Below are 24,705 nucleotides of genomic sequence, written 5' to 3' on the forward strand. Positions count from 1 at the left end.
GACCGATATCCTGCCTCCGCGGGCGTGCTGCCTGCCCTCTCTGTTGGAGCGTCGACCGTCTTTGGCCTCAACCGACCTCGAAACTGGGGCCTGCGAACGTGCGCTGTCCTCTCGCGGTTGCTTGGCCGCGCTTGGGGGCGGTGTTCAGGGCGCCGGCTGTGGCGCCGCCATCGACGACGAGGGTGTGGCCGGTGATGAACTGAGCGGCGTCGCTGGCCAGGAAAAGGGCGGCGTTGGCGATGTCGAGCGGCCGACCCACCCGAGGCAAGGGCTGAGCGTTGAGGAGGAAGCCCTCGACCGCCTCTCGGTTGGCGGCGCCGTTCCAGACGATGGGTGTAGAGACGCCGCCGGGTGCGACGGCGTTGACCCGGATGAAATCGCAGGCGAGTTGCAGAGATGCCGAGCGCGTCAGGTTCACGACACCAGCCTTCGCGGCGCAGTAGGCGTGAAGGCCGGAGTAACCGTCGATGCCGGCTGTCGAGGCGGTGGAAACGATGGAGCCGCCCCCGTTCGCGCGCATCGGTGCGATGGCGTGCTTGATCCCCAGGAAGACGCCGCGCAGGCACACGGCCTGGGTGCGGTCCCAGTCGTCGACGGCGATGTCTTCCAACGGTCCGACCGCGCCGCCTATGCCGGCGTTGTTGAACAGGATGTCGAGCTTTCCGAACTCGCCGACGGCGCGCGCGATGAGCGCCTCGACGTCGGCCTCTTTGGCGACATCGGCGCGCTGGAAGACACAGGCAGGACCTGCTTGCGAAGCCTCTGCGGCGGCAGCTTCACCGCCTATGACGTTGAGATCGGCCAAGACCACGTTGGCGCCCTTCTGGGCGAAGAGGACAGCCGCGGCGTGGCCCATCCCGCTGGCAGCGCCGGTAATGACAGCGACCTTTCCGGTGAGATCATACATGTGGGTCTCCGCCTGGGCTCGAGTGGACTTACTCAAGGCGCAGGCGAGGCCAGGGGCAAGGGTAACGTAGGGTCAGGAGCCTCACCGGCCCCGCGCCGCTAGACGCCGATGCCGGCAGGGTGTGCGACCAACCCGTGAGAATATCCGCGAAGCGCTGCGGATCGGCCTGGTGCATGCTGTGGGCGGCGTCGGGGGCCTGGACCAACTCGAACGGCTGGTTGTCCGGAGCGCTTTTCGGCGCCATCTCCGACTTCCAGGTCCGGATCGACGAAGCGCATGTGGCGGGTGAACAGCATCGGCGTGCGGGGCCTCGGCAAGCATCCGTTTGTGCGGGCAATTGAGCGCCACAGAACCCTGAACGAAGGCGCGGCCCCGCTCTGGATCATATTCCTTCAACGTCCGCGGTGGCGTCTCGGCCGCCGACATCATGCGGTTCGCCGGATACAGATCCTGCGCAACGTCCGGGCCTGATCCTGACCCCCCAATGGTCGGCAGATGGAAGACAGATCGCGGTCGGGTTCGGTCAGTTCTCGTCCTTCCTTGATTTTTCTGTCGGCGATCAAAAGCCGAGCGATCCGGTGAACGGGGGCAGCCAGGTGGCTGTGTTGAATAACGACGGCAGCGGCTTCCGGTGGCTGACGTCCGGTGCGAACAGCAATGCCTTCCCCTCCTTTGCCCCGGACGGTGGCCAGATCGTGTTCCGCACACAGGGACCCGAGGGACAGGGCCTGCGGATCCTGAACCTGACGGACCACTCAATCAGGAAGCTGACCGACAATTGGGACAACTTTCCAGTGTGGTCTCCGACGGGCGACCGCATCGCCTTCGTGCGCCGCACCGGCCAAGACTTCCAAGTGCTCACCATCCGGCCTGGCGGTACGACGGCCAAACAGCTCACCCATGGGACCGGCAACAACGCACACCTGGCTTGGTCGCCGGATGGATCCCACCTGTTGTTCACAGACTCGGCCAAGGGCTTCAAAGACGAGGCTCAGTACACGGGGTCGCCGCAGCCCTATGGGGAAATCTTCCTGATGTGTGCGGACGGCGGTGGGCTCGAACAACTGACGGACGACCAGTGGGAAGAAGGGGTCCCCCCTGGTTGCCCGCCTCGCTACCGGGGGGGCCCGCTCACTGGCGCATCCGGATCGAGGGAATTCGCGCTGTTAGACCTCGGCCACGATGGTGGGGCCTAGCCAAACGCGCTCAACGACCTCCGACATGACTGCTCTCTGGGCGTCGCCGTCCATCGTCTCGGCGCGAGGCGAACGTTTGCTCCCGCCCCCGGCAACCTTGAGACCGGGCGTATGGTGTCTTAGCCATCATAGTCGCGCCGGCGCGAGAGGGCTTCCAGGCCGTCTGCGCTACCCCTACCATTCGCCGGAGAGTTGGGGGTGGCGCATGGCGGAAACCTTTCCATCTGCGGTCTGGCGCGAGCTGTTCGTGATGATCGGCGGGTCGGCGGCTTCGCTCGTCGGGCTGCTGTTCATCGTCATGTCGATGCACTTCAACGCCTTCCGCGAACACCTCGACTACAAAATGAGCGCGACTATCCAGGCGGCGCGCAACAACACCTTCCACTTGCTCACGGCACTGGTGACGGCCGTGGTCATCCTCGTGCCCCAGCCGCCCGCACTGCTGGGTGGCGAACTCATTGCCATGCACCTTTTCGGCCTGCGCCTGCCGATATTTTTCACGTGGCGCCACTTCGTCGCCAATCATGGCGGCTTCCCGATAAGCATGATCGTTACGATCAGCACGGGCTACCTGCTGGGCGCGGCCGCCGGCGCCGCCCTGATCGTCCACAGCCCCGCCGGTCTGTACCTCGCCGTCGCCTCGTGCACGGTGATCCTGGTGAGGTCGGTGCTGACCGCTTGGATCCTGATGTTCGAGAGTCGGCAGACCGCCCCGGCCCAGCCGCACGTATAGTTGGGAGCCTAAATCCGGCTAACCGATACTGATCGCTGCCCCCTAACCGAATCCTCTATCCGCCAGCCACGCGCCCAGAAGATCGATCCAGCGGTCGGATGGCAGGCCCTGTCGAACCATGCCGAAGCCGTGGGCGCCGCGGGCGAAGATGTGCAACTCGGATGACTGGTCGGCGGCCGACCAGTCGAGATAAAGCCTCTCCACCATGTGGAACAGCAAGCGATCGTCGTGGGCGATCACGGTGAAGAGCGGCGGAGCGTCGGCGGGCACGGGGCGACCGCGCGTCTCGCCGCCGTAGATCGGCGCCAGGAAGGCGGGCGGCGAGCCCCGAGGGTCCATCGCCACGTCCACAACCAGGAACGCTCCGGCGGAGAAGCCGATCATCCCAACCCGGTCGGGGTTCAGCCCGTAGGCATCTGCGCGCTCGCGCACAATCGAAAGCGCGCGCCGGCCATCGTCGGCGGCGATCTCGCGGGCGTAGATTAGTTGCTCATCGCGCACGATCTGGCCCATCGCGGTCGGCGCGTTGGCGGCTGTCAGGGGCTCGGTTAGCAGGCCCTCGTTCCGCGCCATTTGCTTGGCGAAATGGGCCGGGTCCTCAGGCGTCGCCGAGACCCGGTACTTGAGCAGGAAGGCCGTATAGCCGCGGCGGGCGAACCAGTCGGCAACGTCGGTTCCCTCGTGCTCCCAGGCCAGGATGCTCCAGCCGCCGCCGGGGCAGACGATGACGCTGCTGCCGTTGGCCTTGCCGGACTCGGGTCGGTAGACCGCCACTGTCGGCTTGGAGACGTTGCGCAGCATCTTGGTGTTTGCGGCGAGGCCGGCCGGCGGCCTGAACGAGCGCTCCTCCGGCACGCTGTCAATGGTTCGCGGCGGGCCAGCGGGCCACAGGTCGATCGCTTCGCCGGTGGAGAATTGCGACTCCACCTTCAGGTCGTCGGGCATGAAGATATCCTCCGTTGTACGCAGTTTATCAGCGGATCAACGACGCAATCAGGCCGTTCTTCTCGGCGACGAAATCAGCGAGTTTGAGGTCATAGCGATGGCCAACCATCGCCCGTAGCGGCCGAAGGATCACATCAGGGCGCTCGACCCGTTGCTACCAACGCATTCCGGGAGAATGCTGCGCCGTGGTCGCAAAGTACGACAGCATCGGGATCAACTATTCAGAGCTTCGCCGGCCAGATCGGCGAATAGCGGCAATCATCGAGAGCGCGCTTGGCTCGGCGCGAACCGTTTTAAATGTCGGCGCGGGGACCGGTTCCTACGAGCCGGCTGATCGGTCGGTCATCGCTGTCGAGCCTTCGCCTGAGATGATCCGGAATCGGAGTTCGGCGGCGGCCAAGGCGATTAAGGCCACAGCTGACGATCTCCCGTTCCCCGATGGCAGCTTCGATGCCGCCATGGCCATCCTGACCATCCATCACTGGCCGGACAAGCAAGCGGGCTTGAGCGAGATTCGTCGTGTCACGCGCGGGCGGATCGTCCTCCTCACCTTCGATCCTTCGCACCGCCCGTGGTTGACCGACTATCTTCCAGAACTAGCGGCATTGGACGAAGCACAGATGCCGGCGATGTCGGACTATGAACGATGGTTGGGGCCGGTGCACGTCAGGCCCGTCCTGGTGCCACACGATTGCAGCGACGGATTCCTGTATGCTTACTGGCGTCGACCCACGGCCTATCTTGACGCGCGTGTCCGTTCTGGCAGCTCGTCCTTCTGGGCTATAGGCGACGCTGAATCCGGGTTGAAGAAACTGAGGCGCGACCTCGAAACCGGGGAGTGGGAGCGGCGCTACGCTGAATTGCTCAGCCTCGACGAATATGACGCGGGCTACCGGCTCGTGGTCGCGGACTGATCGCAAATGGCCGCTCGCCACCCTGCCCCGTCATCTGTTGCGTCCGCTTTCCGGCCCTAAATGAGTGGACGAGGTTGAACCGGCTTGCGCCCCGAGCGGCCGTCGGGGTCAGCTCCAGTTCCACGGACGGAGAGTTGCCGGCGCTGACCCAACGGGGAGAATCGACCCCGAGCGGACGGTGCGTCCTCCGGCCTCGGAAGCCCGGGCGGCCTGTAGCCTGCGGATAGGACGGGGGTCGGCGCAGGCATCGCGCCAATCCCCGCCACGAGCTTGTCTATTTCAGCGGGTCGAGCGTCTGGTACAGAATGGTCCCGACCTGGGTCGCATATTCACTGCGTTTCGCCGCGGCCTGGGCGGCCTTATCCAACGAGCCGTAGACGGAGATGGCCCGCTTGTCCCCCGCTTCGTACGAACCGTCCAGGGCCGCCAGGTCCTTAAAGGTGATGCGGGTGATGACGTTGGGCTCTCCGTCGCGGCGGGCAATGACCGTCGCGGCGCCATAGCTCAGGATCAAGCCGGCCTTCTTGCCGATCTCCAGGGCAGCGGTCTGGTTGGTCGTGTAGTCCTGCATGAAGGCATTCAGCTTGCCCGGCGCGACTTGCCATTGCGTCACCTGAACGACCGGACCCTTCTGGTAGGTTCTCGGCACGACCTGGGCGGTGGCAGATATCGCACTGACTGAGAACAACGCAGCCAAACCAATGGCGGCAACACGCGTTGAGATCGACATGTCTTCGTTTCCTCGATGATCAGCCAATCTTCGTTGGCTGATATCAACATGAGAACAATTCAGACATCGGCAATCGAATTCTCGATTATTGCATCCTGCGGGTGTGCGCAGTGAACATGCACGTCCATGGCTCGGCTCATCTGTCAAAGTGAGAGGATAGCCAAGGGACCGGGAGCGCTGCAAAGCGAGGAGCGCCTGACATCGCCGCGATGAGCGTCTGAATTCCGCTCCCCAGCGGAGTTTCAGCGGGTCCGCTCGCGACGGGTGAGCCTAAGGCCGACTCCGACCCTCAACGGATAGGAGGAGAGCGGCTGGCCGCCCTGACGCTCAGCTAGCCGCGGCGCTTGCCACGGGGATGAAAAGCCTCGCCTGACGCGAGCCGCGCCACGATTTCGGCGATCTTCGCGGCGCGACGGTCCGGCCCCTTCGCCTGATGCACGCGATAGAGCACCGCGTAGCGGTTCGCAGCGTCAAGACTGTCGAAGAACCGGCGCGCATTGGGCTGCGCGTCGAGCGCGGCCGCCAGGTCCGGGTCGGGCGTCGCACGCCCCTGGGGCGCGTACGCGGCGTCCCAACGTCCGTCGGCCTTCGCCCGCGTCACCTCAGCCAAGCCTTCAGACTTCATTCGACCATCGGCGATCAGGCGCTCCACGCGCTCCCGGTTCACCTGGGACCAGGCGCTGCGGGCTCTACGCGGGGTGAACCGGACCTTGTAGTAGTGCGCGTCCACGCGCCCGAGCTGCCCGTCGATCCAGCCATAGGCGAGCGCGCTGTCGATCGCATCCGACTTGCTTAGAGTCACCTCCGGTGCGCCCGGCTTGCCGAATGTCAGCCAAGCCCCACGGGCTGTTTGCGGCTGATCTGCGAGCCAAGCCTCGAAGGCGCCGGCGTCTCGAAAGGTCAGGAGCGGAAGTTCTGGCGAAGGCACGCGAACTCCAATTGCGACGGGGACCGCCTCGGTCGATGGGATGGGAGCAAGTGCAACGCAGATTGCAGTGACCGCAACACACCCTCTCCGGTCCTTTGGCGCATCCGCTTTCGGGCCCGCGTTGGACCGCTCTGCGCAGCCAGCAGCAGACATTCAATCCTATGCCGAAAGGCGACCCGCAAATCGAGTTCCTGGGATGCTTCGGGCGGCTTCGGAACGGCCGCCCGCCGCGAGGATTGAGTCAAACCATGACCACGCTGGCCGACCTGCCGCTCCCCCTCGACTTTCGGCCCATGGAGGCGAAGCTGGTCCAGGCGTTGCCGACCGGTCCGGGCTGGCGGTTCGAGCCCAAGTGGGATGGCTTCCGCTGCATAGCCTTCCGAAGCGGGGAAATCGTCGACCTGCGGGCCAAGTCCGGCAAGCCGCTCGCCCGCTACTTCCCCGATGTGGCCGCCCTCCTGCAAGCCTTGCCCGTAGAGCGCTTCATCCTCGATGGCGAACTGACAATCCCGGTGCATGGTGAGCTCTCCTTCGACGCCCTGCAGATGCGGCTGCACCCGGCGGAGAGCCGCGTGCGGAAGCTGGCGGCCGACACTCCGGCGACCTTCGTGCTTTTCGACTGCCTGGCGGACGCCCGCGGCCATAGCCTCGCCGAGGCGCCGCTGACCCGTCGCCGCGCAACTCTCGAGGCGCTGTTCGAACGATTCTCCGGCGCGGCCCGCCTGCGCCTCACGCCCGGAACCGATGACGTCGACGAGGCCCGGGCCTGGCTCGCCCGGACCGGCGCTGCGCTAGACGGCGTCGTCGCCAAGCAGCTGGACGGACCCTACGCCTCGGGCGAACGCGCCATGCTGAAGATCAAGCGCCTGCGCACCGCCGACTGCGTGGTCGGTGGCTTCCGCTACGAGGCCAACAGCCAGGAAGTCGGCTCCTTACTGCTCGGCCTCTACGACGAGGCCGGCCGGCTCGATCACGTGGGCTTCACCTCAGCGATTTCCGACGCCGAACGGCCGGAGCTGACCAAGCGGCTGGAGAAGCTCGTCGGCGGCCCGGGCTTCACCGGCGACGCGCCGCGCGGCCCCAGCCGCTGGAGCAACGGCCGTTCCGCCGAATGGACGCCTTTGAAGACAAAACTGGTGGTCGAGGTCCGCTACGACCACGTCACCGGCGAGCGCTTCCGGCACGGGACGACGTTGCTGCGCTGGCGGCCGGACAAGGCCCCGCGTCAATGCACCGTGGCTCAGCTTCGCTCGGAGTCGACCAGCCTGCTGGGGCAAGGCCTGTCCTAGGCATCGCCCCGCTGCGCTGGGAGCGCAGCTGGCCTTTGGCGGACATTCCAACGCCCCTTGAATTGGTCAGGCCGTCCCTCAAAGTGCAAAAATCGCGATTACGGCTAAGGCGGCGCCCCCGCCAATTGAGCCCTGGCCGGAGTATCGCTTACTTGTGCCCGCCCTTCAGGTAGAGCCGGGGCGTCGCGAGAAATCGGGGTCCTGAGGTCATGCTGAACATCTACCCCAAGCCGAGCGACGGTGGCGCGGCCGCTTCAGCTCCGGTGTGGCTGGACCTATTCCCGACGACGGATGACGAAATCGCGGCCGTGGAAACCCAGATCGGCGCTTCTCTGCCCCGGCGCGGCGCGCTCAGCGAAATCGAGATGTCGAGCCGGCTTCGGCAACGCAAGGGCGTGCTGACCATGAGCACGCCCATGGCGCTACGCCCCAGCCCGGACGCATCGACGGCGCCGCTCGGGTTTGTGCTGTCCGCAGAGCGCCTGGTGACGATCCGCTTCGCCGACAGCCCCGCCTTCGAAGCGGTGATGGCGCGGCTCAATGCCGCCGAGGCCATCAAGGGGGGCGGCCCAGAGGTGTTCACTGAGCTCTGCGAAGAGATCGTCGACCGGATCGCTGACGGGCTCGAGCACCTAGCCGAGGAACTGACGGCCGTGTCGACGGCGGCCTTCCGTGTCGACGACCGCGAAAACCATGCGTTGAAGTCCAACCGGGCGCTGCGCGCCAAACTGCGGCAGGTCGGACGCCTCGGCGATCGCTTGTCAGAGGTGCGCGACAGCCTGCTAGGGCTAACCCGCATCGTCGCCTTCACCGAACAGTTCGGGTGTTCGGCCTCGGAACCCGACATCAAGGCGCGCCTGGCCAGCTTGCGTCATGACCTAACGTCGCTGTCCGACTACGACGAGCATCTGGCCAACAAGGTTCAGTTCGTTCTCGACGCCTTGGTCGGCCTCATCGGCATCGCCCAGAACGACATCTTCAAGGTGCTGACGATCGTCTCCATCGTCGGGATTCCGCCCACATTGATGGCCGGCGTCTATGGCATGAACTTCAAGAACATGCCCGAATATGACTGGTCGTTCGGCTACCAGTACGGCCTCGCCGTGATCGTCCTCAGCGCGGTCCTGCCGCTGATCTGGTTCAAGGTGAAGGGGTGGTTCTGAGCGCCTTGGCGGCCGCCTCGCGCCGAGCTTTTCCCACCGCAGTGCGCCAGATGCAGTCCTTGGCTCTGCTCCCCAAGCTCGACATTCAAGCAGGCGGTCGACGGGCGCTGTTCGGCCCCTATCGATTGACGCGCTTGTGAAGTGACATTCGAAACCCGATGGTTATTCTACCTAAAGTTGTGAGCAAGGTCGCAAGAACTTTAATGTTCGGCGGCGGCGTGCGCTCTATTTGACCTGAAAAGCTGCGATCCCGTTGAAATCCATCTCCGGATGGAAAAGGCGCCTCTTTGAGGAAATAGCCCGTGACCAACCCCGCCGCGTCCCCCGAACTCGTACCCAATCTGAGCCAAACCGGCGTCGCGATTGGCGCCCTGGCCCAGAACGACACCAATTTTCGGGCCGCCGTCGATGCGTTTCGCGCGGCCGACGCTGAATCGTTCCAACGCATCCTTCGGGTGTCAAAGGTCGATATCGACTGCGACCTGGTTTGCCGATGGATCCGCGTCAAGGAATGCGTCCTGCGCTGCATCGAGTTTTGCGGCCCGCCAACGGGCGACCCGGTCACCGTGGCCAACATCCCGGAATTCGCCGACATCATTGCCCGGATCACCGGCGACGAGGAATTGATCGAGCGCCTCGTCGACGCCATTCAGGATCGGGACCCGGAGGCTTACCGACGGCTCGTGGGCGAACTGAAGATCGAGCGGTTCTGCCATTTGCTGTGCTTCTGGGCCTGTCAGGTCCACGCCCGCCTGCTGTGCGAAATTGTTTGCGCCACCGAACCTCCGCCGCCCCGGCACTTCATCAACGAACTGGCCATCGCCGGGGCGGCCATCGGCAGCTTGGCCAAGGATCGCGAAGTCCTGGCCCAGGTCATAAAGGGGGCGGAGGCGGTCGACTGCGAGATCCTTGCAGGTCTTCTCGGACGAGGCGGCAGCTGCATCTACATCTGTGAATGGATCTGCAGCTGGCATTGTGTGCTCAATTGCCTGCGCCTTTGCGCCCAATTCCCCTTCGCCCTGGAAAGCTCGATCGAGGAAATGCGGGCCTTCGCGGCGGCATGCGAGAAGCTGGCTGCGACCCCGGGCGCCATCGCAAAGCTGGTCGACGCAGTCGGCGCTGAAAACGGCGAGGCCTACGCAGCCCTGGTCAAGGAATTCCAGCTGGAGCGGTTCTGCATCCAGCTCTGTCATTGGATCTGCTTCGAGGTCTGCCGGATATTCTGTTTCTGCGTTTGTCCGCCGCCGGAAACCATTCCCCTGTTCACCCATGTTGGCTCGTACCGGGTCGATCCGATCTGGGGAGATTTCACGGGCGATGGGACCACGACAGCCGGAGGCCTGGCCTTCACCTCCAATATTCCCCTGATCGGCATACTCCCCGACGGTACGACGCCCACGGCGATGGAATATCGGTTCCTGACCGAAAAATATCCGCTGGGCGGCGGGCCTGTCGTGATGTCGGCGGCGCAGATCGCGCCGACGGTGATCGGTCAGCTGGAGTATTGGTATTGGGACTCCGTAGCGCTGGCCTGGAAGCTCACCTCAGCCAACTACTGGGTGAACCAACCTGACCCGGCGCAAAACACCATCACCATCAATCAGCCGGGGCCGCCCCTCACCGTATCAGTTAACAAGACCGTCTCTGCGCCCGATGGCTGGATCGCGGTTCCGCGCGAGAACAATCTGGTGTTCGGCGGGGTGGGTCGTTTCGTTCCGACCGGCGGTCTCGCCAACCTGATGACCACGACGCTGACAGACGAGGTTTTCGGCTCCGTCGCCGTGCCCCTGCCCATCCTGGCCGGCGACTCGGTCCCAGCAGCAGATCAATCGGAGAAGCCGCACTACAAGATATCGTTCGAATCGCGCAACGCCGTGTCTCATGCCGCGATCAGCGCCAACGACCGGGTGAAGATCGCGCTTAGCAACACCACCTATGCCTACAACTTGCACCCCGACTGGGCCGGCAATCCGCCGGCGCCTGTGAACCCCAGGACGGCGCTGGTGTCGCTGGACATTCAGGAGTTGATCACTGGCGGCGGGTGCAACCACTTGCACGGGCACATCCATGTTCTGTTCACCGCCTATCACCCCTACCTGGGAACCTGCGAGGTCTACATCCAGGGGCCGGGCGTTCCGCCGCCGGCGGCCGTCTTCCCAGCAATCTCGGCGATTGGCGAAGCGACATCTCCCGCCGGCGGCCAGGATTTCGACATGTCCGCCGCCAAGCCGTGCGCCTATATCGCCTGGATCACCACCACCCTGAACCTGACCGAAGGATACGGTAAGCTTGGCGGCGAGTACGACGATTGGATCGCCTTCTGCACCGAATAGCGCCGAACGGCGGGAGCGGCGCCAGCGCATCCCGCTCGCCAGTCTGCTCTGCCTGCGAGGCGATGCGGCCGGGAGCGAACGTTCGCAACGGCAGAGATGAGCCGGAAGCAGACGTGGGGACACCCCTGACGTCTCCGACGAGTCGCCTGCCCACCGCTTCCGGCGCAAGACCCGTTTACTCGGGTCCGCATGCAACGGCCGCTGACGCCGATCCAGACGATCCGTGGTGATCGTCTCGGGGTGAATCCCTTGGTCTTTTAGCAGCCGCCTCAGCAGCTTCAGCCGCATGCTTGTTGCGCCGCTTCTGGACCAAGATATCCAGCACCTCGCCCTCGTCGTCGTCGACACGCGCCGGAGATACACGCGCCGGCCGCCGATCCATATTCGCCACGCAACCCAGGGTTTTTCACCCTGAAGTGACCACAAGGTCAGTCTCGCGCCGCCGTCTGCGCCGCGGCGGTCACGATGGCGGAGCCGGCGGTTCGGGCAAGCTGGTCCTTACAACCCTACGCTGCTAAGCTGGAGGTGGATCCAAGGCTTCCCCCGGCGGTTGGCCGGGCGGGCTGGGGAAGATGCGGCGATGCTCAAGCTCGCCCACGGCCGCAAGGCTTCCACCGTCGCCAGATGGGTGGCGATCGGCGGTTCGATCGTGACGCCCCTGTGTCTTCTGCCGACCCGCGGGCTGACGCAGACGCCACCAAGCCGAGTCTCGCCGGCGGCTCTAGAGGAGCGGCGCACCGCCCCGCTCGCCGCGCCGGCTCGCGTCACGACAGCTCCGGCGGCTGCGGTAAGCCCGGCTCCACCGGAAACCCAGGCTAGTCCCTCCGTCTTCACGGCCGCGACCATGCCGAACCTTGTCGGCCGCAGCATAGGTGAGGCGCGCAAGCTGATCGCGCCCCTCTATCGGCTGAAGATGGTGCGCGAGACGTTCAACCCCTCGGACCAGCCGGCCAACACCATTGTCGACCAGTCGCCCCGCGCCGGATCGCCGGTGACGCGGGAGACGACGATCGTGCTGGCGGTGTCGCAGGCCCCGGCGCCGCCGGCAGCTGCCGTGACCCGGGCGCCGACCGGAACCCGGGACGGGGTGTCCGTCCCCGTTGGCTCCCAGGTCGAGGCCCCGACGATGCCGTACCTGGTAGGCCGCAACATAGCTGAGGCGCGCAGACTACTCGCGACCCCTTACCGGCTGAACAGGGTGCGCGAGGTGTTCCATCCCTCGGACCGCGCGGCCGACACCATCGTCGACCAGTCGCCCAGCGCTGGATCGCCAGTGACACGGGAGACGACGATCTCGCTGTCGGTCTCGCAAGGCCCTCCAAAGCTGCCGGCGGACTCCAGCCGAGGCCAGCAGACCATCCCAGGCGTCGTGACGGGACGCGTGACCGGCCCGCCCGGTGACAGCGGGCCGCCGCATGCAGGGCACAGTTCCGGCTCGATGCCCAAGCTGATCGGCGAAAGCTTGGAGGTGGCCCGTCAGGACCTGGCGGGCGTCGACCTCGCGGCGCCCAACCCGCTCCACGTTCCCTCGGGCAGGCCCCTCGATGAAGTCGTCGAGCAGTCCCCGGCGCCCGGGGCGCCCCTGGAGGGCCATCCTCAAGTCAGGATCTGGGTTTCCGATGGGTCCTATGCGAGGCCGGCGGAGCCGGCGCCGGTCGCGACACTGGCGGAGCCGCACGTTGCCGCGCCGCCGCCCCCTCCACCCCGCGGCGTGGAGCCGCCGCCCGCGGCCCCATCCCCGCGCGCAGCGCCGAACCCGGCAAAGCCTGCCCTCCCCGCTGCGCAGGCTGTGCCGCCAGCCGAGACCCCTGGGGCGCCCCCAACGGGGGACTCCACGCGGCTGACCGCGCCGCCGCCTGCGGCGCTTTTGCCGCCGGCGCCGGCCGCCAAAGTCCAACCTCCCCAACCGCCGCCGCGGCAGATCGACGTCGCGCGGACGGCGGCCCTCGGGGCGCTGCTGCTGGCGCTCGCCGGAGGGGTCGTGATCCTGGCGTTGCGGCGCCTTCTTGGGATCAAGGCCTTACTGGGGCCCATCGAGTACGCCGGCCAGTCGGACGCCGCTGCGCTCGCCGGCCCGGACGTGCGCCTGAACTGGACTGTGCAGCTTGAGCCGCCGGCCTCTGGCGACGGCCTGCGCGACCCCGGCCCCGGCCGCATCGAGGAGGCGTCCCCCTTATGAGCGAACCCGCACGGCTGACGTTCAGCGACCTGTTGCCGAAGGAGGTCGAGGGCCTAGGCGCAGAGATCAAGAAGCACGTCGGCGAACAGTCGGGCGCCATCGCCTGGCCGCTGGTGGAGGACCGCGCGCTGGAGGGTCTGCGCAAGGCGCTGAGCGGGATAGACCTCTGCGAACAGCTGGCGCAGGCCTGGGTGACCGTCGCCGCGCTCCGGGCCTACCGCGATCCCAAGCACACCGCGGGCGGGGAGGCGGCCGTTGTGCCGCTCGGCCAGCATCACCTCAGCCTCAAGGCCAGCCCGGCGTTGCAGCTCACCTTCGGCGGCTGGAAGGCGCCGCCGCTGAAGCTCTCCTATGCGGTGACTGCGGCGTTCGACAACGCCTCGCTCTCGATCGCGGAAGGCGCCCTCGTTGCCGTGGCGCCCGGCGACTGCGCCACCACGGTCATCCTGAGCTGCGGTGCGGTTCCCCTCCATGCCCCCTGGACCCTGGCGCATCTGAACCTGCCCGGTCGTCTCAGCTTTACGCCGGGCTGGAAGATCCCGTAGTGCCCAGGCGCAACCGCGACATCATCAGGCCGGATGGCCGCTCTCCGCCATCCCCAAGTTCGCCGTCCTATGGGCGCCCGGCGTCCTGCTGTGCTTCGGCATCGCCGCGCCTCTGGCCCGCCGTCCGCCTCTGATCGGTCAGGGCCTAGCCTCGGCCGAGGCTACTCGGCTTTCGACCATGATCACGGTTGGAGACTGCGAGTTATCTTACCGCGGCCACGCGCTATTACCGTGCGGCGTGTACGGCGACTGGCGGCCGGACAACGGCCTCCCTAGCTAGCGTCGGCCCTGGCCGTCATCCACGCGGATCGACGTGCCGGTCACCGCCTCCGACGCAGGCGAGACCAGGTAGAGCAGCGTCGAGTCGAGTTGCGCCGGATCGCCAATGCGCTTGCGGGGGAAATGCTGGGAAATGTCGCCCACGCGCTCGAGCATGCCGGCCATCATCTCCGAGGCGAAGGCGCCTGGGGCGATGGCGTTGACGTTGATGTTGAACCGGGCCCATTCGACCGCGAGCGCCTCCGTCATCCGGACGACGGACGCCTTGCTAACCGAATAGAGGGCTGCGCCCCCACCGGAATAGTCGTAGGCCGCCGAGGAAGCGATGTTGACGATGCGCCCGGGTTGCTTGTTGTCCAGCAGCCGTCGCGCCACCTCACAGGACAGGATGAATGGGGCGCGGACGTTGACGTCCAGCACCCGGTCGATCAACTCAGTCGACATCTTGTGCGCGCGCTGAGCGTCAGGGATGCCGGCGTTGTTGACCAGGATGGTCACCAACCCCAGCTTGGCCTCAGCTTCCGCGACGGCCGCGATCAGCTGATCTGCGTCGGTCGCATCCATTTGGATTGCGACCGCCTGGCCGCCGTCCGCCCTGATTTCCGCAGCCAGGTCTTCGAGCCGATCCAGTCGCCGCGCCGCCAGCGCCACTTTGGCGCCACTGCTCGCAAGGACCTTGGCGAACCGCAGGCCCAGGCCAGACGAGGCGCCGGTGACCAGGGCGGTCTGGCCGCTAAGATCAGTGGAAGCATTAGGCAGGGGAAAACTCATGCCTTGCTCCGACCGCTGGTCGGGATGTCCTTGAACGCCACCGTCTTGTCGACCCGGATGTCGCCGGGCAGGCCGAGCACCCGCTCGGCGATTATGTTTCGCAGGATCTCGTCCGAGCCGCCTTCGATCCGGGTGGCCGGTGAGCGCATCAGCATCCCCTGAAACCGGGCATTCATCGGACTGTCGGCATCCTGAACCACGCCCGCCTGCCCCTGAAGATCGAGCGCGAACATGGCCAGTTCCTGCATGGTCGCGCCTGCAACCAACTTTCCGATGGAGTTCTCGGGACCCGGCGTCTGCCCCTTCGAGAGCGCCGTGATCGCCCGCATGCCGGTGTACTTCAGTCCGCTTTGTCTGACTGCGAACTGCGCCAGCCGAGAGCGCACCGCGCTATCATCCACCGCCGGGCGCCCGTCGATCTTTGCCTCCAGGCAGAACCGGAAGAGCTCGGGAAAGCCCGTCGACATCCCTGACCCGATCGATAGCCGCTCGTTCATCAGCGTGGTCAGAGAGACCTCCCACCCCTGCCCCACCGCGCCCAGCCGTTGCGAATCCGGTATCCGCACGTCGTTGAAGAACACCTCGTTGAAGCCCGACTGCCCGTTCGCCTGCTTGATCGGCCGGACCTCGACGCCCGGCGAATCCATGCTCAGGAAGAACATGGTCAAGCCCTTGTGCTTCGGTACGTTGGGATCGGTTCGCGTGATGAGGAGGCCCCACTGAGAGTGCTGGGCGCCGCTCGTCCATACTTTGGACCCGTTGACGATCCAGTCGCCTGAACTATCGTTCGCGGGCACGGCCTTGGTGCGCAATCCCGCAAGGTCCGAGCCGCCCGCGGGTTCCGAGAAGAGTTGGCACCAGATTTCCTCGCCGGACGCGAGCGGCGGCAGCAGACGCTGCTTATGCTCCTCCGAAGCCCAGGCCATGACGGTGGGCCCACACATTCCATGACCGATGATGAAGGGGCCGGAGAGCGCGCCGTACACTCCCTCCTCCTGGCCCCAGATCACCCGCTCGATGGGCGAATAGGCGCCGCCGCCATATTCCTTCGGCCAATGCAGACAGGCCCAGCCGGCGCCGGCCTTCTTCTTCTGCCAGGCCTTGGACGCCGCCATCGGGTCCTCGCTTTCGACGCCGCTGGATGCGAAGCCGGCGCGCTTGAGCTCGGCCTCCAAATGCTTGGGCGCATTGGCGTCGATCCAGGTGCGAGCCTTGGTGCGGAAAGCGGCTTCTTCGGGTGTGTCTTCGAAATCCATGGTTCTGCTCCCTCAGGCCGCTTCGGTGTTGGAATCGCGCATGCGCTCGATCAGCAGGTTTTCCCAGGTGCTGAGCGAGCCCAACGCCAAGGCGAGCGCGTTCGAGCGCCGGTAGAACAGGTGGCAGTCGAATGCCCAGGTGAAACCCATGCCGCCATGCACTTGGATGTTGTTCTTGGCGCAATGCTGAAAGGCTTGGGTGGCCGAGACCCGCGCAGTGGCCGCCGCCAACGGCAGCTCCGCCGCGCCCGCCGAGAGCGCCCAGGCGCCGTAGTAGGCGTTGGACCGCGCAAGCGTGGCCGAGACGTACATGTCGGCCAGCATGTGCTTGATCGCCTGGAACGAGCCGATCTGGCGGCCGAACGCCATGCGGTCCAGGGCGTAGTCACGCGCCATTGCCAGCGCCCGGTCTGCCCCGCCGATCTGTTCAAACGCCATGAGGATCGCGGCCCGATCCATCACCGTCTCGGCGATCCGCCAGCCATCGCCCTCGCCGCTCAGCGGATCTGCAGGGGCGCCTTCGAAGCTGATCCGCGCCTGGCCCCGTGAGGGGTCGATCGTCTCCAGGGTTTCGCGTTTGACCCCGGGCCCGCGCAGGTCGACGATGAATAGGGAAATCGCCGCCTCCCCCCTGCCCGCACCCGAGCGTGCGGCCACGATCGCCACGTCCGCGCAGCCGCCGTCGGGCACCGGCGACTTCACGCCGCTCAGCCGACCATCCTTCACGACCGCCGAGATCTTGCCGGCGTCCATCCGCCCCTGCCCCTCCACGAAGGCGAACGTCCCGATCAACTCGCCGCTCGCCAGTTTCGGCAGCCACGCCTGCTTCTGCGCCTCAGACCCGGCCTGCAGCAGGAATTCCGCCGCCAGGTAGATCGACGACGACACGGGGACCGGCGCGAGAGCGCGGCCGAGCTCCTCGGCCGCCAGGCACAGCTCCAGATGGCTCATTCCGGCCCCGCCGTATTCCTCAGGAATCGCCGCCCCCAGCACGCCCATGTCCGCCAGGCCCTGGTAGAGCGCCCGATCGAACAGTTCCGGTCCCTCAAGGATCGCCCTCGGCGTCGAGGGCGGGCAGCGCTCAGTGAGGAAGCGGCGGATCTGGTCCTGCAACCCCTTCTGCTCGTCGGAGAAGTCCAGGTTCATGGCGGCGTTTTCCTAGGGATGCCTCGGAAGTAGGCGCCCACTTGAGCGGCCTGACGCAACGCCAGTCCAGCCCCGTTTGACAATCGCAATCGTGAACCGCCAGCCGAGCTTGCACCGACGCTTAAGCCCACCGCCAAACGCACGCAGGAATGGACCCAGCTGCTCAGCATTGTAACATTGTTATCTCAACTAATGGGGGCTTCATGCGAGAAGAGATCGATCGGCCTGTATGAAACGCGGACGAGCAGTCGCCGGGGACTAGCCGAAGCGGTTGCAGCCATGTGTGTTGCATCGAGCGCTGCGAGCAGGGCCGCTGCTCAACCCGAAGGGGTAATGCTGGTAAGCACTCGAACCCTGAACCACGTCAGCATAACGACCGCGGACGTCGCCCGATCGAAGGCGTTCTATAGCCGCCTCACGGGCTATACCGTCCAAACCGAGATGCCGGGCCTCTATGCGAGTTCCGCCTGGAGAACGGTTTCCTTGGCCTCTACTCGCAGAAGATCGAACCCGCACACCAATACGGGCTCAATCACGTCTGCCTGGGGGTTGATGGCTATGATCCGCAGGCGCTCCTCGCGGACCTCAAGCGGGCGATCCCGGAGGCCAAGCCCGTCGTGGAATTCGGAAACCAGCTCTACCTCTACGATCCGGATGGCGTGAAGGTCCAATTCGCCGACGTGCGCTACAAGCGTTGATGGCCCTTGGCGCCTGGCCTCCATCCCGCCCAGGGATGCGGGGGCAACCTAGCTGAGCGCCTTGTTCAGGATGAACGCCAGCCGCACGCCCGCCTTCTCCAACTGCAGCTTGGCGGCCGCGGCGGCGTCGCTTTCGTAGTTGGCCGGCAGCATGATTACGGATGCGCCGTGGTTGGGATTGGCGCAGCTGGGCAGCGGCGCGACATTCAGCTTGTAGGCCTTAGCCTTGCCGACCTTAAAGGATTCGATCGCCCAGGCCGTGGCGTCGTCCGTTTCCCAGGCCGCCTTTTGGCCGGGCGTGATCTGGGCCTTCAGTGAATTGGCATAATCGGTGGGCGTGGCGCCGTTCATCAGGATCTCGATGATCCGGGTGTCCCAATAGGCATGCAGGTTTATCTGCTGGCCGTTCGGGCCGCCGTGGATCAGGACGCAGTTGCCGCCGCGGTCATTGTCGTCGGTCGCGTGCAGGGGCTGATGCACGTCGCCCACGAAATGCAGGAGGAACTCCAAAGCAAAGACGCGTTCAGGCTGGGGAACGGTCTTGTCCGCCAGCTCCGCCTCGAACTGCTTGATCTTGTCGACCACACAGTCGTCCGGCGGCGCCCCCAGGCTTGCGGGTCCGTTCAACGTCGGGTGCGGACAGACCTGGGCAAGCGCCGTGGCGACGGCGGCATTGGAGGTCGGGGTGGCAAGCGGCGTGTCGACGAAATGCCAATTACGGGTGCCGAGGTATTGTGGGCCGGTCGGACGGTCCTGATCCCGGTATTTGTCCGCCCAAGTGGCGCGGGTGCTCATGTCCGCAGCGATCGGGACGTTGTCCTGGTGCGCGGCGAGCAGGGCGTTCACCTTCGTCAGCACGGCGGGTTTCAAGTAGCTCTTCGCCAGCGCCGCAATGATTTCGTGGCCTTGATCGCCCCAGGCGCCGGCCGCAGTGGGGCAGGCCGCTAGGGCTGCCGCAACCGCAGAACACCCCAACGCTCGAAAGGTCGCAGATGGCCGCATGATCGCCTCCCGGTCCGGAGCGTCACTATAGGAGGAATGCGACAGATTCACACGTCCCGCGCGAGTTGCGGACTGGACGAAACTTCGGAGGCTGCTTGCGGGTGTGTCGCGAAGGCGTGCTCGACCCCTAGCGCGCCAAAGCCTGGCCGCGCTAACCCAGCGTCTCGATTGGGACCGGTCTCAACCGGTTGGGCTCAAAACGGGCATCCCTCAGCCGGTCGGTGACTTGCCAGTGAAGACCGCCAATTGCGCGGCGAACGCACGCTTGTAGGCAGGCCGAGCTTCGCCGCGGGCCACATAGGCGGAGAGGTTGGGATATTCGTCCAGCATGCCCGATCCGCCCAACCTGAGCAGCACCGACACCATCATGAGGTCACCGGCGCTGAACTCACCATCGAGCCAGTCGGCATCGCCAAGGTGAGCGGCAAGTTCGCCCAACCGGTCACGGATGCGGTCCTCCAGGTCCGGCAGGCGTTGTTCGAACCAGGTCTTGTCGCCCTCCACAAGCCTGGCCATTGAGCGATCAACGATCGGCGGCTCTATCGTGTTAAGCGCGGCAAACACCCACGTGATCGCGCGCGCCCGGGCATTTGCGTCGTCTGGCAAGAGGCCCGCATGGCGCTCGGCTATATGGAACACGATCGCCCCGGACTCGAACAGGACGAGGTCGCCTTCTTCATAGGTCGGAATCTGCCCGAAAGGCTGGAGCGCACGATGCGCGGGCTCCTTCATCTCGGCGAATGAAACGAGTCGAACGTCGTAGGGCTGGCCCACCTCTTCAAGCGCCCAGCGAACGCGCATGTCACGCGCAAGTCCTTTGCCGCCGTCGGGAGACCGTTCAAAGGCGGTGATGGTGGGGGTCATCGGAGAGTTCCGAACTTTTGCGTGACGCCATCGTGACCAACATAGCGACAGACTGGGCTGCCCGACGCCGAGCTTCTCCGTGCGGCAAATCCCACCCCAATGTTCCTTAGAATAGCTCGGGCATCGGTTCGGGCGAAGAGAGGTTGGGCAAGACTGCGCGCCTTTTGCCGATGTGACCAATAACCAGAATGTCCGCACACACGGCCTGGCCCGCCACCGCGGCGTCTGTCTCTTGTTCAATGGCCGGGTTGGACCACTCGGATTGCCGAAAACGAAGGTCTCCGATCAACCCGGCATCGGAACCGGAAAACATCGTTTGGCGAAATGCCTCGGAGGGCTTATTTTTTTACATGGGACCGGGGACGCGCAGATGCCGCGACTGGCCATCACGGACGATATGCTGACCTCCGCGGCTGCTGCGGTGGCGCTCAAGGACTACGACCCGCGCGCCGTGCTCGAAGCTCAAGAGGCGCCGATCTACCTGACCGATGAGGAAGGCGTCGTGGTCTACGCAAACGATGCTTGCGAGCCATTTGCCGGGCGAGCGCCTGCGCTGGGCAAGGACCGATGGTGCGTAACGTGGAAGCTCTACACCAATGACGGAAAATTCCTTCCCCACGATGAGTGCCCGCTGGCCGTGGCGATCCGGGAGCGGAAGCCCATCCGCGGCGCCTCCACAGTCGCGGAGCGGCCAGACGGCACACGCGTACCCTTCAAGCCTTTTCCAACCCCGATTTTCGGGCGCGGCGGACGGCTGGTCGGGGCCGTCAACATACTGATGCTGGCCTGAAAGCCCCCCTTCGACCGGTTTCCCACACTGTCCGGTCACCGGCGGCCTCGGCACCCCCTTGCAACGAGAGTCAAAAGCCGTGGATCCGACCCTTGGCGTAGGTTCGCATCGGGCCTATTCGATCCCTGGGACTGAGGATTTCGCGTGAGATCTTCTTGGAGTTTCGGCTCGTGCCCGACACTCGATTGCACGCCTCGTCTGCCCCGTGCGGATTGGCCTGGCGATGCTGGGCAGCGCTTGGCTTGCCGCCTGTGCCGCGCTGGCTCCTTACAACCCCGATCGCCTGTCGACGCGAAGATGAGCCGCATCGGCGAGATCTGCCACGTTGTCATGGGCCTGCCCACCGGGCCCATCACGCAGTACGCGGCCTGCGTGGAGAGCCTGCCGCACTCGTTCGCCGACCGGCGCGACGGCGGCGTGATGCTCGCCGCTCGCCATGCCTGCGAGGCCCGGGGCTTGAGCCGAATACGATCGAGCTGTCGGAATGCGAACTCACGGCCGCGCCGGACTTGCGGACCCGGACCAGCTTCGCTCCGGGCGGCGACGCCGAGCTGCCGGCAAAGGCGCCGAAGCCATATTTCTCCGCCTCCAATGACCAGGTCCACCGGCGTGCGCAGGCTCTTGCAGGCAATCCGTCAGCCCTCGCCGATCAGCGCCGCCACATGGTCTCTCACGAAGACTTCCCAGCGCGGATCGCCGACCAGCTTCGGATCAAGTGTCTCGAGGTGCATGAGACCCATGATGAAAACCATCACCGCCGAGGCCACCAACCCAGCATCCGCGTTTGCCCCAAGCGCGCCCGTACGCTGAGCCGCCGCCACGTTCTCGCTGATCGCGGCGATCTGCAGATCGACCGAGCGGCGCAGCAGGCGACGGACGGCCGGGTCCCTCGCTGCGGCATAGTGCACTTCGACCGCTATCTGACGGACGCGCAGCAGCCGCCGGCTCGTGTAGGTCGACACGATCTCCGGCAGCGAAGCCTCCGGTGAGATCGGCGCAGTTTCCACCGCCCGCCTCACGACCAGAAAAAACAGCTCAGCCTTGCTCTTGAAATGTCGGTAGATCGCGCCGGCGGTGATCCCGCTGGCTTCGGCGATTGCCGGCATAGTGACCCCGTTGAAGCCGCGGTCGGCGAACAGCCGCTCGGCCTGCACGAGGATGCGCACGCGGGTCGAGTCGCTTCCTCGTCTTTGACGCGCCGGCCTGGCGCTCGTTGCGGTCTTCGTGGGCATCTCACCCTCAGCCACCGATCCAGCTTAGCAAGTGAATTCGCATTTACTTTAATTTGCAGATGATGTAAATCGACATTTACTTCTGTTCCGGGAGAAGGCTCATGGACAGGACCTGCGTCGTCACCGGCGCCGCCTCGGGCATAGGGGCCGCCACGGCAGCGCGGCTGAGAGCGAGCGGCGCGCGGGTCATCTCTTGCGACCTGCACGATGCCGAGGTGATCGCCGACCTGACGACGCTCGAGGGCAGGACAGCCCTGGTCGAGGGCGTCAAAACAGCGTCCGGCGGACGGATCGACGCGATCGTCGCCAACGCCGGCGGAGGCCCCGCCGAAACCAGCCTACAGCTGAACTTCTTCGGCGCGGTCGCCAACCTCGAAGGTCTACGCCCGCTGTTAGCCGGTAGCGTGGCGCCGCGAGCGGTCGCCGTCTCGTCAATCTCGGCATTGCGTTCGCCGCCGCCGAAGCTGGTCGACTTCTGCCTGGCAATGGACGAGGCGGGCGCGCTGGCCGAGGCGCGGCGGGCGTACCGCGCCGGGGAGCTTGGACAAGCCAGCTCCGGGCTCGTGCCCGATGTCGCGCAGCTGTCGCTTGACCTCTACGGCGCGGCAAAGCGCGCGCTGCAGCTCTGGTGCCGTCGGGCGGCGCCCACCCCTGAGTGGGGCGGCGCCGGCATCCCGCTGAACGTTGTCGCGCTAGGCTTCTTCGACACGCCCGCCGCGGCTTACGTACTGTCCGATCCCCAGCACCGCGAAGCGATGGGAAGGATGGTCCCGCTGGCCGGCGCCTTTCCCGGCCGGCCTGAGGAGGCCGCTGCCCTCCTTGCCTGGTGTGTCGATCCCGCCAATTCGCAGATGACCGGCCAGATCCTCTTCGCCGATGCCGGCGTAGAGTGTCTGGCGCGCAGCGATCTCTCGGCATGAACGCGATGGATTATCCAACGTCTAGTCGGTCGCGCGAGGCCTTGGGCCGGATCGGGCAGCAGATACGCGAGAAGGGCCCTGCGACCGTGCTCGAGCTCGCGGTCAACCTTGGCATACCTTTCCTGATCTATCGGCTCGCCCATGCATTCCTCGGCGATGTCGGGGCATTGATAGCCGCGTCCACGCCGCCCATCGGTTGGTCGATCATCCAGTTTGTCCGTCGACGGAGAGTCGATGCGTTGTCGCTGATCGTGCTGGCCGGCATCGCACTGTCGCTGGTCGGCTTCTTCGGTGGCGGAGGGGTGCGTTTCCTACAGCTGCGTGAGCACTTGGTCGCCGCCGCGATCGGCCTGATCTTCCTTGGCTCCGCAGCGATCGGCAAACCTTTGATCTATCAGCTTTCCCGCGCCCGGCTGAACCGCATCGGCGCGGCGTCCGATCTCGAGACGATAGAGGGCCTGCGCGACAGCCCGATCTTCCGGCGCGCGATGATGACTATGACGCTGGTTTGGGGGGTAGGCCTCGTCGCTGAGTCCGCTCTCACGTGCGCCCTCATCTTCGTCACGACCGTCCAGCAGTTCATGCTGGTCAGCCAGGTCATCGGCATCTCGATGGTCGGAGGGCTTACGGCCTGGACCTTCTGGTATGCCAGACGCCGCGTGGCGGTAGCGAAAGCCGTGGCGGACCGAGCGGCGCCCGCTTCGCCTCGCGGCCAGGCAATTGGCGGCAGCGGTTGTAGCCGTACCGATGGATAACACCTTGCGCATCAAGGCGACGTTGGTGCTGTGCGCCGACAGGGACGGGCGCGCCGATCTGCCTCAACCCGGCGGTGGTGCGCTCGGTCCTGCCGGCCTACCTCAAGCGGACCGAATGGGTGTTGGCGGGCGCGTCGAAGGCCGACCTGATCAACCGCACCAAAGCGGCGCTCGCCGCGAAGCAGTTCACGGCCCCAGAGGTCGGCGCCATGGCCTACATGATGTCGAAAGGCGGCTATTTGAGCGACTCGGCCGCAGGCCACTGGCATCCCCACCTCCTGTTCTTCCTGCCGCGGATGGCGACGTCCGAATGGGGCGCGAACGTTCCAAGCGGCGCTGTGATGGGCGGCGCCAGCGAAGTCGAGCCGGTCACCACGTTCTTCGTCCCGTTGCCTCACTGGTCAGATGGCGACGCGGAAAGCATGGGAAGGTGATGGGGGCGCCATCCATCGGCCCGTCGGGTTTGTGACGTCGCCTCTGGCGCAAGTCAGGTGTGCCCTTAGCAAAGGTCCCTCGAAAGAGTTCCGGTCCGGCCGACTCCGGAGCCGGCCGGGCCGGAACCCCTCTTATGTCCGCGACGTTGGGTGGGCGACCTTGAAGGGGCATCCCATGACAACCGCTGCCGGGCCCGACGCTATCGCGCTGCTGAAAGCCGATCACCGCAGGGTGGCTGACTTGTTCGCGAGGTTCGGATCCGCGAAGGGGAATGGCAGGGAGCGAGCCTTGGCTAAGGAGATCTGCCTGGCTCTAACCGTCCGCACCAAGATCGAGGAGGACGTGTTCTATCCAGCCTGCAAGGGCGCGGTGGACGAGTCCCTGCTGGACGAAGCCTGTGTCGAGCACGATGCGGCCGAAGTGTTGATCGCCGAGATCGAGGCCGACGCCCCAGACGCACCTTTCTACGACGCCAAGGTGACGGTGCTCTCGGAAATGATGGAGCATCACGTCGAGGAAGAAGAGCAACGCGTCGAAGGCATGTTCAGCCAGGCCCGAAAGGCCGGTCTGGATATGGAGGCGCTGGGCGAACAGGTGGCCGCCGAAAAGGCGCGCCTGACCCTGGCCTACAAGGTTAAGGGCCTGCCCCAGCCGGAAACTCCAACGCTCACGGGAACCGCGCTCGCCTAAGCCAG

The 24,705-nt window shown here is 65.6% G+C and carries 24 protein-coding genes; 13 read left to right on the forward strand and 11 right to left on the reverse strand.

All coding sequences use genetic code 11. From position 1 onward, the window contains the following. Window positions 1-67 precede the first annotated feature (67 nt). Entirely contained in the window at window positions 68-907 is an 840-nt protein-coding gene (locus tag VGI62_RS10135) for an SDR family NAD(P)-dependent oxidoreductase (RefSeq protein ID WP_331504362.1), read from the reverse strand. A 596-nt stretch (window positions 908-1,503) separates the two neighbouring features. Here VGI62_RS10135 and VGI62_RS10140 point away from each other — a divergent pair. Both VGI62_RS10140 and VGI62_RS10145 read left to right on the forward strand, forming a co-directional pair. Continuing rightward, entirely contained in the window at window positions 1,504-2,103 is a 600-nt protein-coding gene (locus VGI62_RS10140; RefSeq protein WP_331504363.1) for a hypothetical protein, read from the forward strand. Window positions 2,104-2,308: 205 nt separating this feature from the next. After that, window positions 2,309-2,836 (forward strand): hypothetical protein, encoded by a 528-nt coding sequence (locus tag VGI62_RS10145; RefSeq protein WP_331504364.1) that lies wholly within the window; start codon window positions 2,309-2,311, stop codon window positions 2,834-2,836. A 42-nt stretch (window positions 2,837-2,878) separates the two neighbouring features. On the opposite strand, the gene VGI62_RS10150 is transcribed toward VGI62_RS10145, so the two are convergent. Continuing rightward, window positions 2,879-3,781, reverse strand: coding sequence for an alpha/beta hydrolase (locus tag VGI62_RS10150; RefSeq protein WP_331504365.1), 903 nt, complete (start codon window positions 3,779-3,781; stop codon window positions 2,879-2,881). Window positions 3,782-3,966: 185 nt separating this feature from the next. On the opposite strand from VGI62_RS10150, the gene VGI62_RS10155 reads away from it, so the two are divergent. Next, entirely contained in the window at window positions 3,967-4,695 is a 729-nt protein-coding gene (locus VGI62_RS10155; protein WP_331504366.1) for a class I SAM-dependent methyltransferase, read from the forward strand. A gap of 274 nt (window positions 4,696-4,969) precedes the next feature. On the opposite strand, the gene VGI62_RS10160 is transcribed toward VGI62_RS10155, so the two are convergent. Further along, on the reverse strand, window positions 4,970-5,425 hold the full coding sequence (locus VGI62_RS10160) for a hypothetical protein (protein ID WP_331504367.1): 456 nt from the start codon (window positions 5,423-5,425) through the stop codon (window positions 4,970-4,972). Window positions 5,426-5,756: 331 nt separating this feature from the next. Beyond that, window positions 5,757-6,353 carry a YdeI/OmpD-associated family protein gene (locus VGI62_RS10165; RefSeq protein ID WP_331504368.1) on the reverse strand — a complete coding sequence of 199 codons (597 nt, stop codon included), beginning with the start codon at window positions 6,351-6,353 and terminating at the stop codon, window positions 5,757-5,759. Window positions 6,354-6,601: 248 nt separating this feature from the next. On the opposite strand from VGI62_RS10165, the gene VGI62_RS10170 reads away from it, so the two are divergent. The 5 genes from VGI62_RS10170 (at window position 6,602) to VGI62_RS10190 (ending at window position 13,862) form a co-directional block, all read left to right on the forward strand. Next, the gene (locus VGI62_RS10170; RefSeq protein WP_331504369.1) at window positions 6,602-7,642 is read left to right on the forward strand and encodes an ATP-dependent DNA ligase; all 1,041 of its coding nucleotides are present in this window, start codon (window positions 6,602-6,604) and stop codon (window positions 7,640-7,642) included. 209 nt (window positions 7,643-7,851) lie between these two features. After that, window positions 7,852-8,805 (forward strand): magnesium transporter CorA family protein, encoded by a 954-nt coding sequence (locus VGI62_RS10175; RefSeq protein WP_331504370.1) that lies wholly within the window; start codon window positions 7,852-7,854, stop codon window positions 8,803-8,805. A 302-nt stretch (window positions 8,806-9,107) separates the two neighbouring features. Next, window positions 9,108-11,138, forward strand: coding sequence for a hypothetical protein (locus VGI62_RS10180; RefSeq protein ID WP_331504371.1), 2,031 nt, complete (start codon window positions 9,108-9,110; stop codon window positions 11,136-11,138). A gap of 580 nt (window positions 11,139-11,718) precedes the next feature. Beyond that, window positions 11,719-13,317, forward strand: a complete 1,599-nt coding sequence (locus VGI62_RS10185; protein ID WP_331504372.1) for a PASTA domain-containing protein — start codon at window positions 11,719-11,721, stop codon at window positions 13,315-13,317. Beyond that, window positions 13,314-13,862 carry a hypothetical protein gene (locus VGI62_RS10190; protein ID WP_331504373.1) on the forward strand — a complete coding sequence of 183 codons (549 nt, stop codon included), beginning with the start codon at window positions 13,314-13,316 and terminating at the stop codon, window positions 13,860-13,862. The genes VGI62_RS10185 and VGI62_RS10190 overlap by 4 nt, the downstream gene beginning before the upstream one ends. A 276-nt stretch (window positions 13,863-14,138) precedes the next feature. Here the strand turns inward: VGI62_RS10190 and VGI62_RS10195 are convergent, their stop codons facing one another. The 6 genes from VGI62_RS10195 to VGI62_RS10220 form a co-directional block, all read right to left on the reverse strand. Continuing rightward, complete coding sequence (locus tag VGI62_RS10195) at window positions 14,139-14,912, reverse strand: SDR family NAD(P)-dependent oxidoreductase (RefSeq protein ID WP_331504374.1); 774 nt, start codon at window positions 14,910-14,912, stop codon at window positions 14,139-14,141. After that, window positions 14,909-16,168, reverse strand: a complete 1,260-nt coding sequence (locus tag VGI62_RS10200; RefSeq protein ID WP_331504375.1) for an acyl-CoA dehydrogenase — start codon at window positions 16,166-16,168, stop codon at window positions 14,909-14,911. Before VGI62_RS10200 ends, VGI62_RS10195 begins: the two co-directional genes overlap by 4 nt. 12 nt (window positions 16,169-16,180) lie before the next feature. After that, window positions 16,181-17,314: an acyl-CoA dehydrogenase family protein gene (locus VGI62_RS10205; protein ID WP_331504376.1), complete on the reverse strand. Its 1,134-nt coding sequence runs from the start codon at window positions 17,312-17,314 to the stop codon at window positions 16,181-16,183. A gap of 452 nt (window positions 17,315-17,766) precedes the next feature. Further along, window positions 17,767-17,985 carry a hypothetical protein gene (locus VGI62_RS10210; RefSeq protein ID WP_331504377.1) on the reverse strand — a complete coding sequence of 73 codons (219 nt, stop codon included), beginning with the start codon at window positions 17,983-17,985 and terminating at the stop codon, window positions 17,767-17,769. Window positions 17,986-18,060: 75 nt separating this feature from the next. Continuing rightward, the gene (locus VGI62_RS10215) at window positions 18,061-19,014 is read right to left on the reverse strand and encodes a S1/P1 nuclease (protein WP_331504378.1); all 954 of its coding nucleotides are present in this window, start codon (window positions 19,012-19,014) and stop codon (window positions 18,061-18,063) included. 210 nt (window positions 19,015-19,224) lie between these two features. Next, complete coding sequence (locus VGI62_RS10220; protein ID WP_331504379.1) at window positions 19,225-19,878, reverse strand: glutathione S-transferase family protein; 654 nt, start codon at window positions 19,876-19,878, stop codon at window positions 19,225-19,227. A 370-nt stretch (window positions 19,879-20,248) separates the two neighbouring features. On the opposite strand from VGI62_RS10220, the gene VGI62_RS10225 reads away from it, so the two are divergent. After that, window positions 20,249-20,668, forward strand: coding sequence for a hypothetical protein (locus tag VGI62_RS10225; protein WP_331504380.1), 420 nt, complete (start codon window positions 20,249-20,251; stop codon window positions 20,666-20,668). A gap of 635 nt (window positions 20,669-21,303) precedes the next feature. Here the strand turns inward: VGI62_RS10225 and VGI62_RS10230 are convergent. Next, window positions 21,304-21,900: a helix-turn-helix domain-containing protein gene (locus VGI62_RS10230; protein ID WP_331504381.1), complete on the reverse strand. Its 597-nt coding sequence runs from the start codon at window positions 21,898-21,900 to the stop codon at window positions 21,304-21,306. 101 nt (window positions 21,901-22,001) lie between these two features. Between VGI62_RS10230 and VGI62_RS10235 the strand changes: the two genes are divergently transcribed. The 4 genes from VGI62_RS10235 (at window position 22,002) to VGI62_RS10250 (ending at window position 24,700) form a co-directional block, all read left to right on the forward strand. Then, complete coding sequence (locus VGI62_RS10235) at window positions 22,002-22,820, forward strand: SDR family oxidoreductase (protein ID WP_331504382.1); 819 nt, start codon at window positions 22,002-22,004, stop codon at window positions 22,818-22,820. Further along, the gene (locus VGI62_RS10240; protein WP_331504383.1) at window positions 22,817-23,575 is read left to right on the forward strand and encodes a VC0807 family protein; all 759 of its coding nucleotides are present in this window, start codon (window positions 22,817-22,819) and stop codon (window positions 23,573-23,575) included. The genes VGI62_RS10235 and VGI62_RS10240 overlap by 4 nt, the downstream gene beginning before the upstream one ends. Window positions 23,576-23,649: 74 nt before the next feature. Beyond that, the gene (locus tag VGI62_RS10245; RefSeq protein WP_331504384.1) at window positions 23,650-24,009 is read left to right on the forward strand and encodes a hypothetical protein; all 360 of its coding nucleotides are present in this window, start codon (window positions 23,650-23,652) and stop codon (window positions 24,007-24,009) included. A 175-nt stretch (window positions 24,010-24,184) separates the two neighbouring features. Next, complete coding sequence (locus tag VGI62_RS10250) at window positions 24,185-24,700, forward strand: hemerythrin domain-containing protein (protein WP_331504385.1); 516 nt, start codon at window positions 24,185-24,187, stop codon at window positions 24,698-24,700. The last annotated feature ends 5 nt before the right edge of the window (window positions 24,701-24,705 follow it).

It is taken from the genome of Phenylobacterium sp., assembly GCF_036495085.1.
Classification (GTDB): Bacteria; Pseudomonadota; Alphaproteobacteria; order Caulobacterales; family Caulobacteraceae; genus Phenylobacterium.

Coding starts and splice junctions, on each gene's coding strand:
- VGI62_RS10225 (WP_331504380.1), top strand. CDS start 20,249: ATGCCGCGACTGGCCATCACGGACGATATGCTGACCTCCGCGGCTGCT.
- VGI62_RS10185 (WP_331504372.1), top strand. CDS start 11,719: ATGCTCAAGCTCGCCCACGGCCGCAAGGCTTCCACCGTCGCCAGATGG.
- VGI62_RS10150 (WP_331504365.1), bottom strand. CDS start 3,781: ATGCCCGACGACCTGAAGGTGGAGTCGCAATTCTCCACCGGCGAAGCG.
- VGI62_RS10195 (WP_331504374.1), bottom strand. CDS start 14,912: ATGAGTTTTCCCCTGCCTAATGCTTCCACTGATCTTAGCGGCCAGACC.
- VGI62_RS10160 (WP_331504367.1), bottom strand. CDS start 5,425: ATGTCGATCTCAACGCGTGTTGCCGCCATTGGTTTGGCTGCGTTGTTC.
- VGI62_RS10240 (WP_331504383.1), top strand. CDS start 22,817: ATGAACGCGATGGATTATCCAACGTCTAGTCGGTCGCGCGAGGCCTTG.
- VGI62_RS10135 (WP_331504362.1), bottom strand. CDS start 907: ATGTATGATCTCACCGGAAAGGTCGCTGTCATTACCGGCGCTGCCAGC.
- VGI62_RS10175 (WP_331504370.1), top strand. CDS start 7,852: ATGCTGAACATCTACCCCAAGCCGAGCGACGGTGGCGCGGCCGCTTCA.
- VGI62_RS10170 (WP_331504369.1), top strand. CDS start 6,602: ATGACCACGCTGGCCGACCTGCCGCTCCCCCTCGACTTTCGGCCCATG.
- VGI62_RS10190 (WP_331504373.1), top strand. CDS start 13,314: ATGAGCGAACCCGCACGGCTGACGTTCAGCGACCTGTTGCCGAAGGAG.
- VGI62_RS10235 (WP_331504382.1), top strand. CDS start 22,002: ATGGACAGGACCTGCGTCGTCACCGGCGCCGCCTCGGGCATAGGGGCC.
- VGI62_RS10220 (WP_331504379.1), bottom strand. CDS start 19,878: ATGACCCCCACCATCACCGCCTTTGAACGGTCTCCCGACGGCGGCAAA.
- VGI62_RS10205 (WP_331504376.1), bottom strand. CDS start 17,314: ATGAACCTGGACTTCTCCGACGAGCAGAAGGGGTTGCAGGACCAGATC.
- VGI62_RS10230 (WP_331504381.1), bottom strand. CDS start 21,900: ATGCCCACGAAGACCGCAACGAGCGCCAGGCCGGCGCGTCAAAGACGA.
- VGI62_RS10145 (WP_331504364.1), top strand. CDS start 2,309: ATGGCGGAAACCTTTCCATCTGCGGTCTGGCGCGAGCTGTTCGTGATG.
- VGI62_RS10215 (WP_331504378.1), bottom strand. CDS start 19,014: ATGCGGCCATCTGCGACCTTTCGAGCGTTGGGGTGTTCTGCGGTTGCG.
- VGI62_RS10250 (WP_331504385.1), top strand. CDS start 24,185: ATGACAACCGCTGCCGGGCCCGACGCTATCGCGCTGCTGAAAGCCGAT.
- VGI62_RS10200 (WP_331504375.1), bottom strand. CDS start 16,168: ATGGATTTCGAAGACACACCCGAAGAAGCCGCTTTCCGCACCAAGGCT.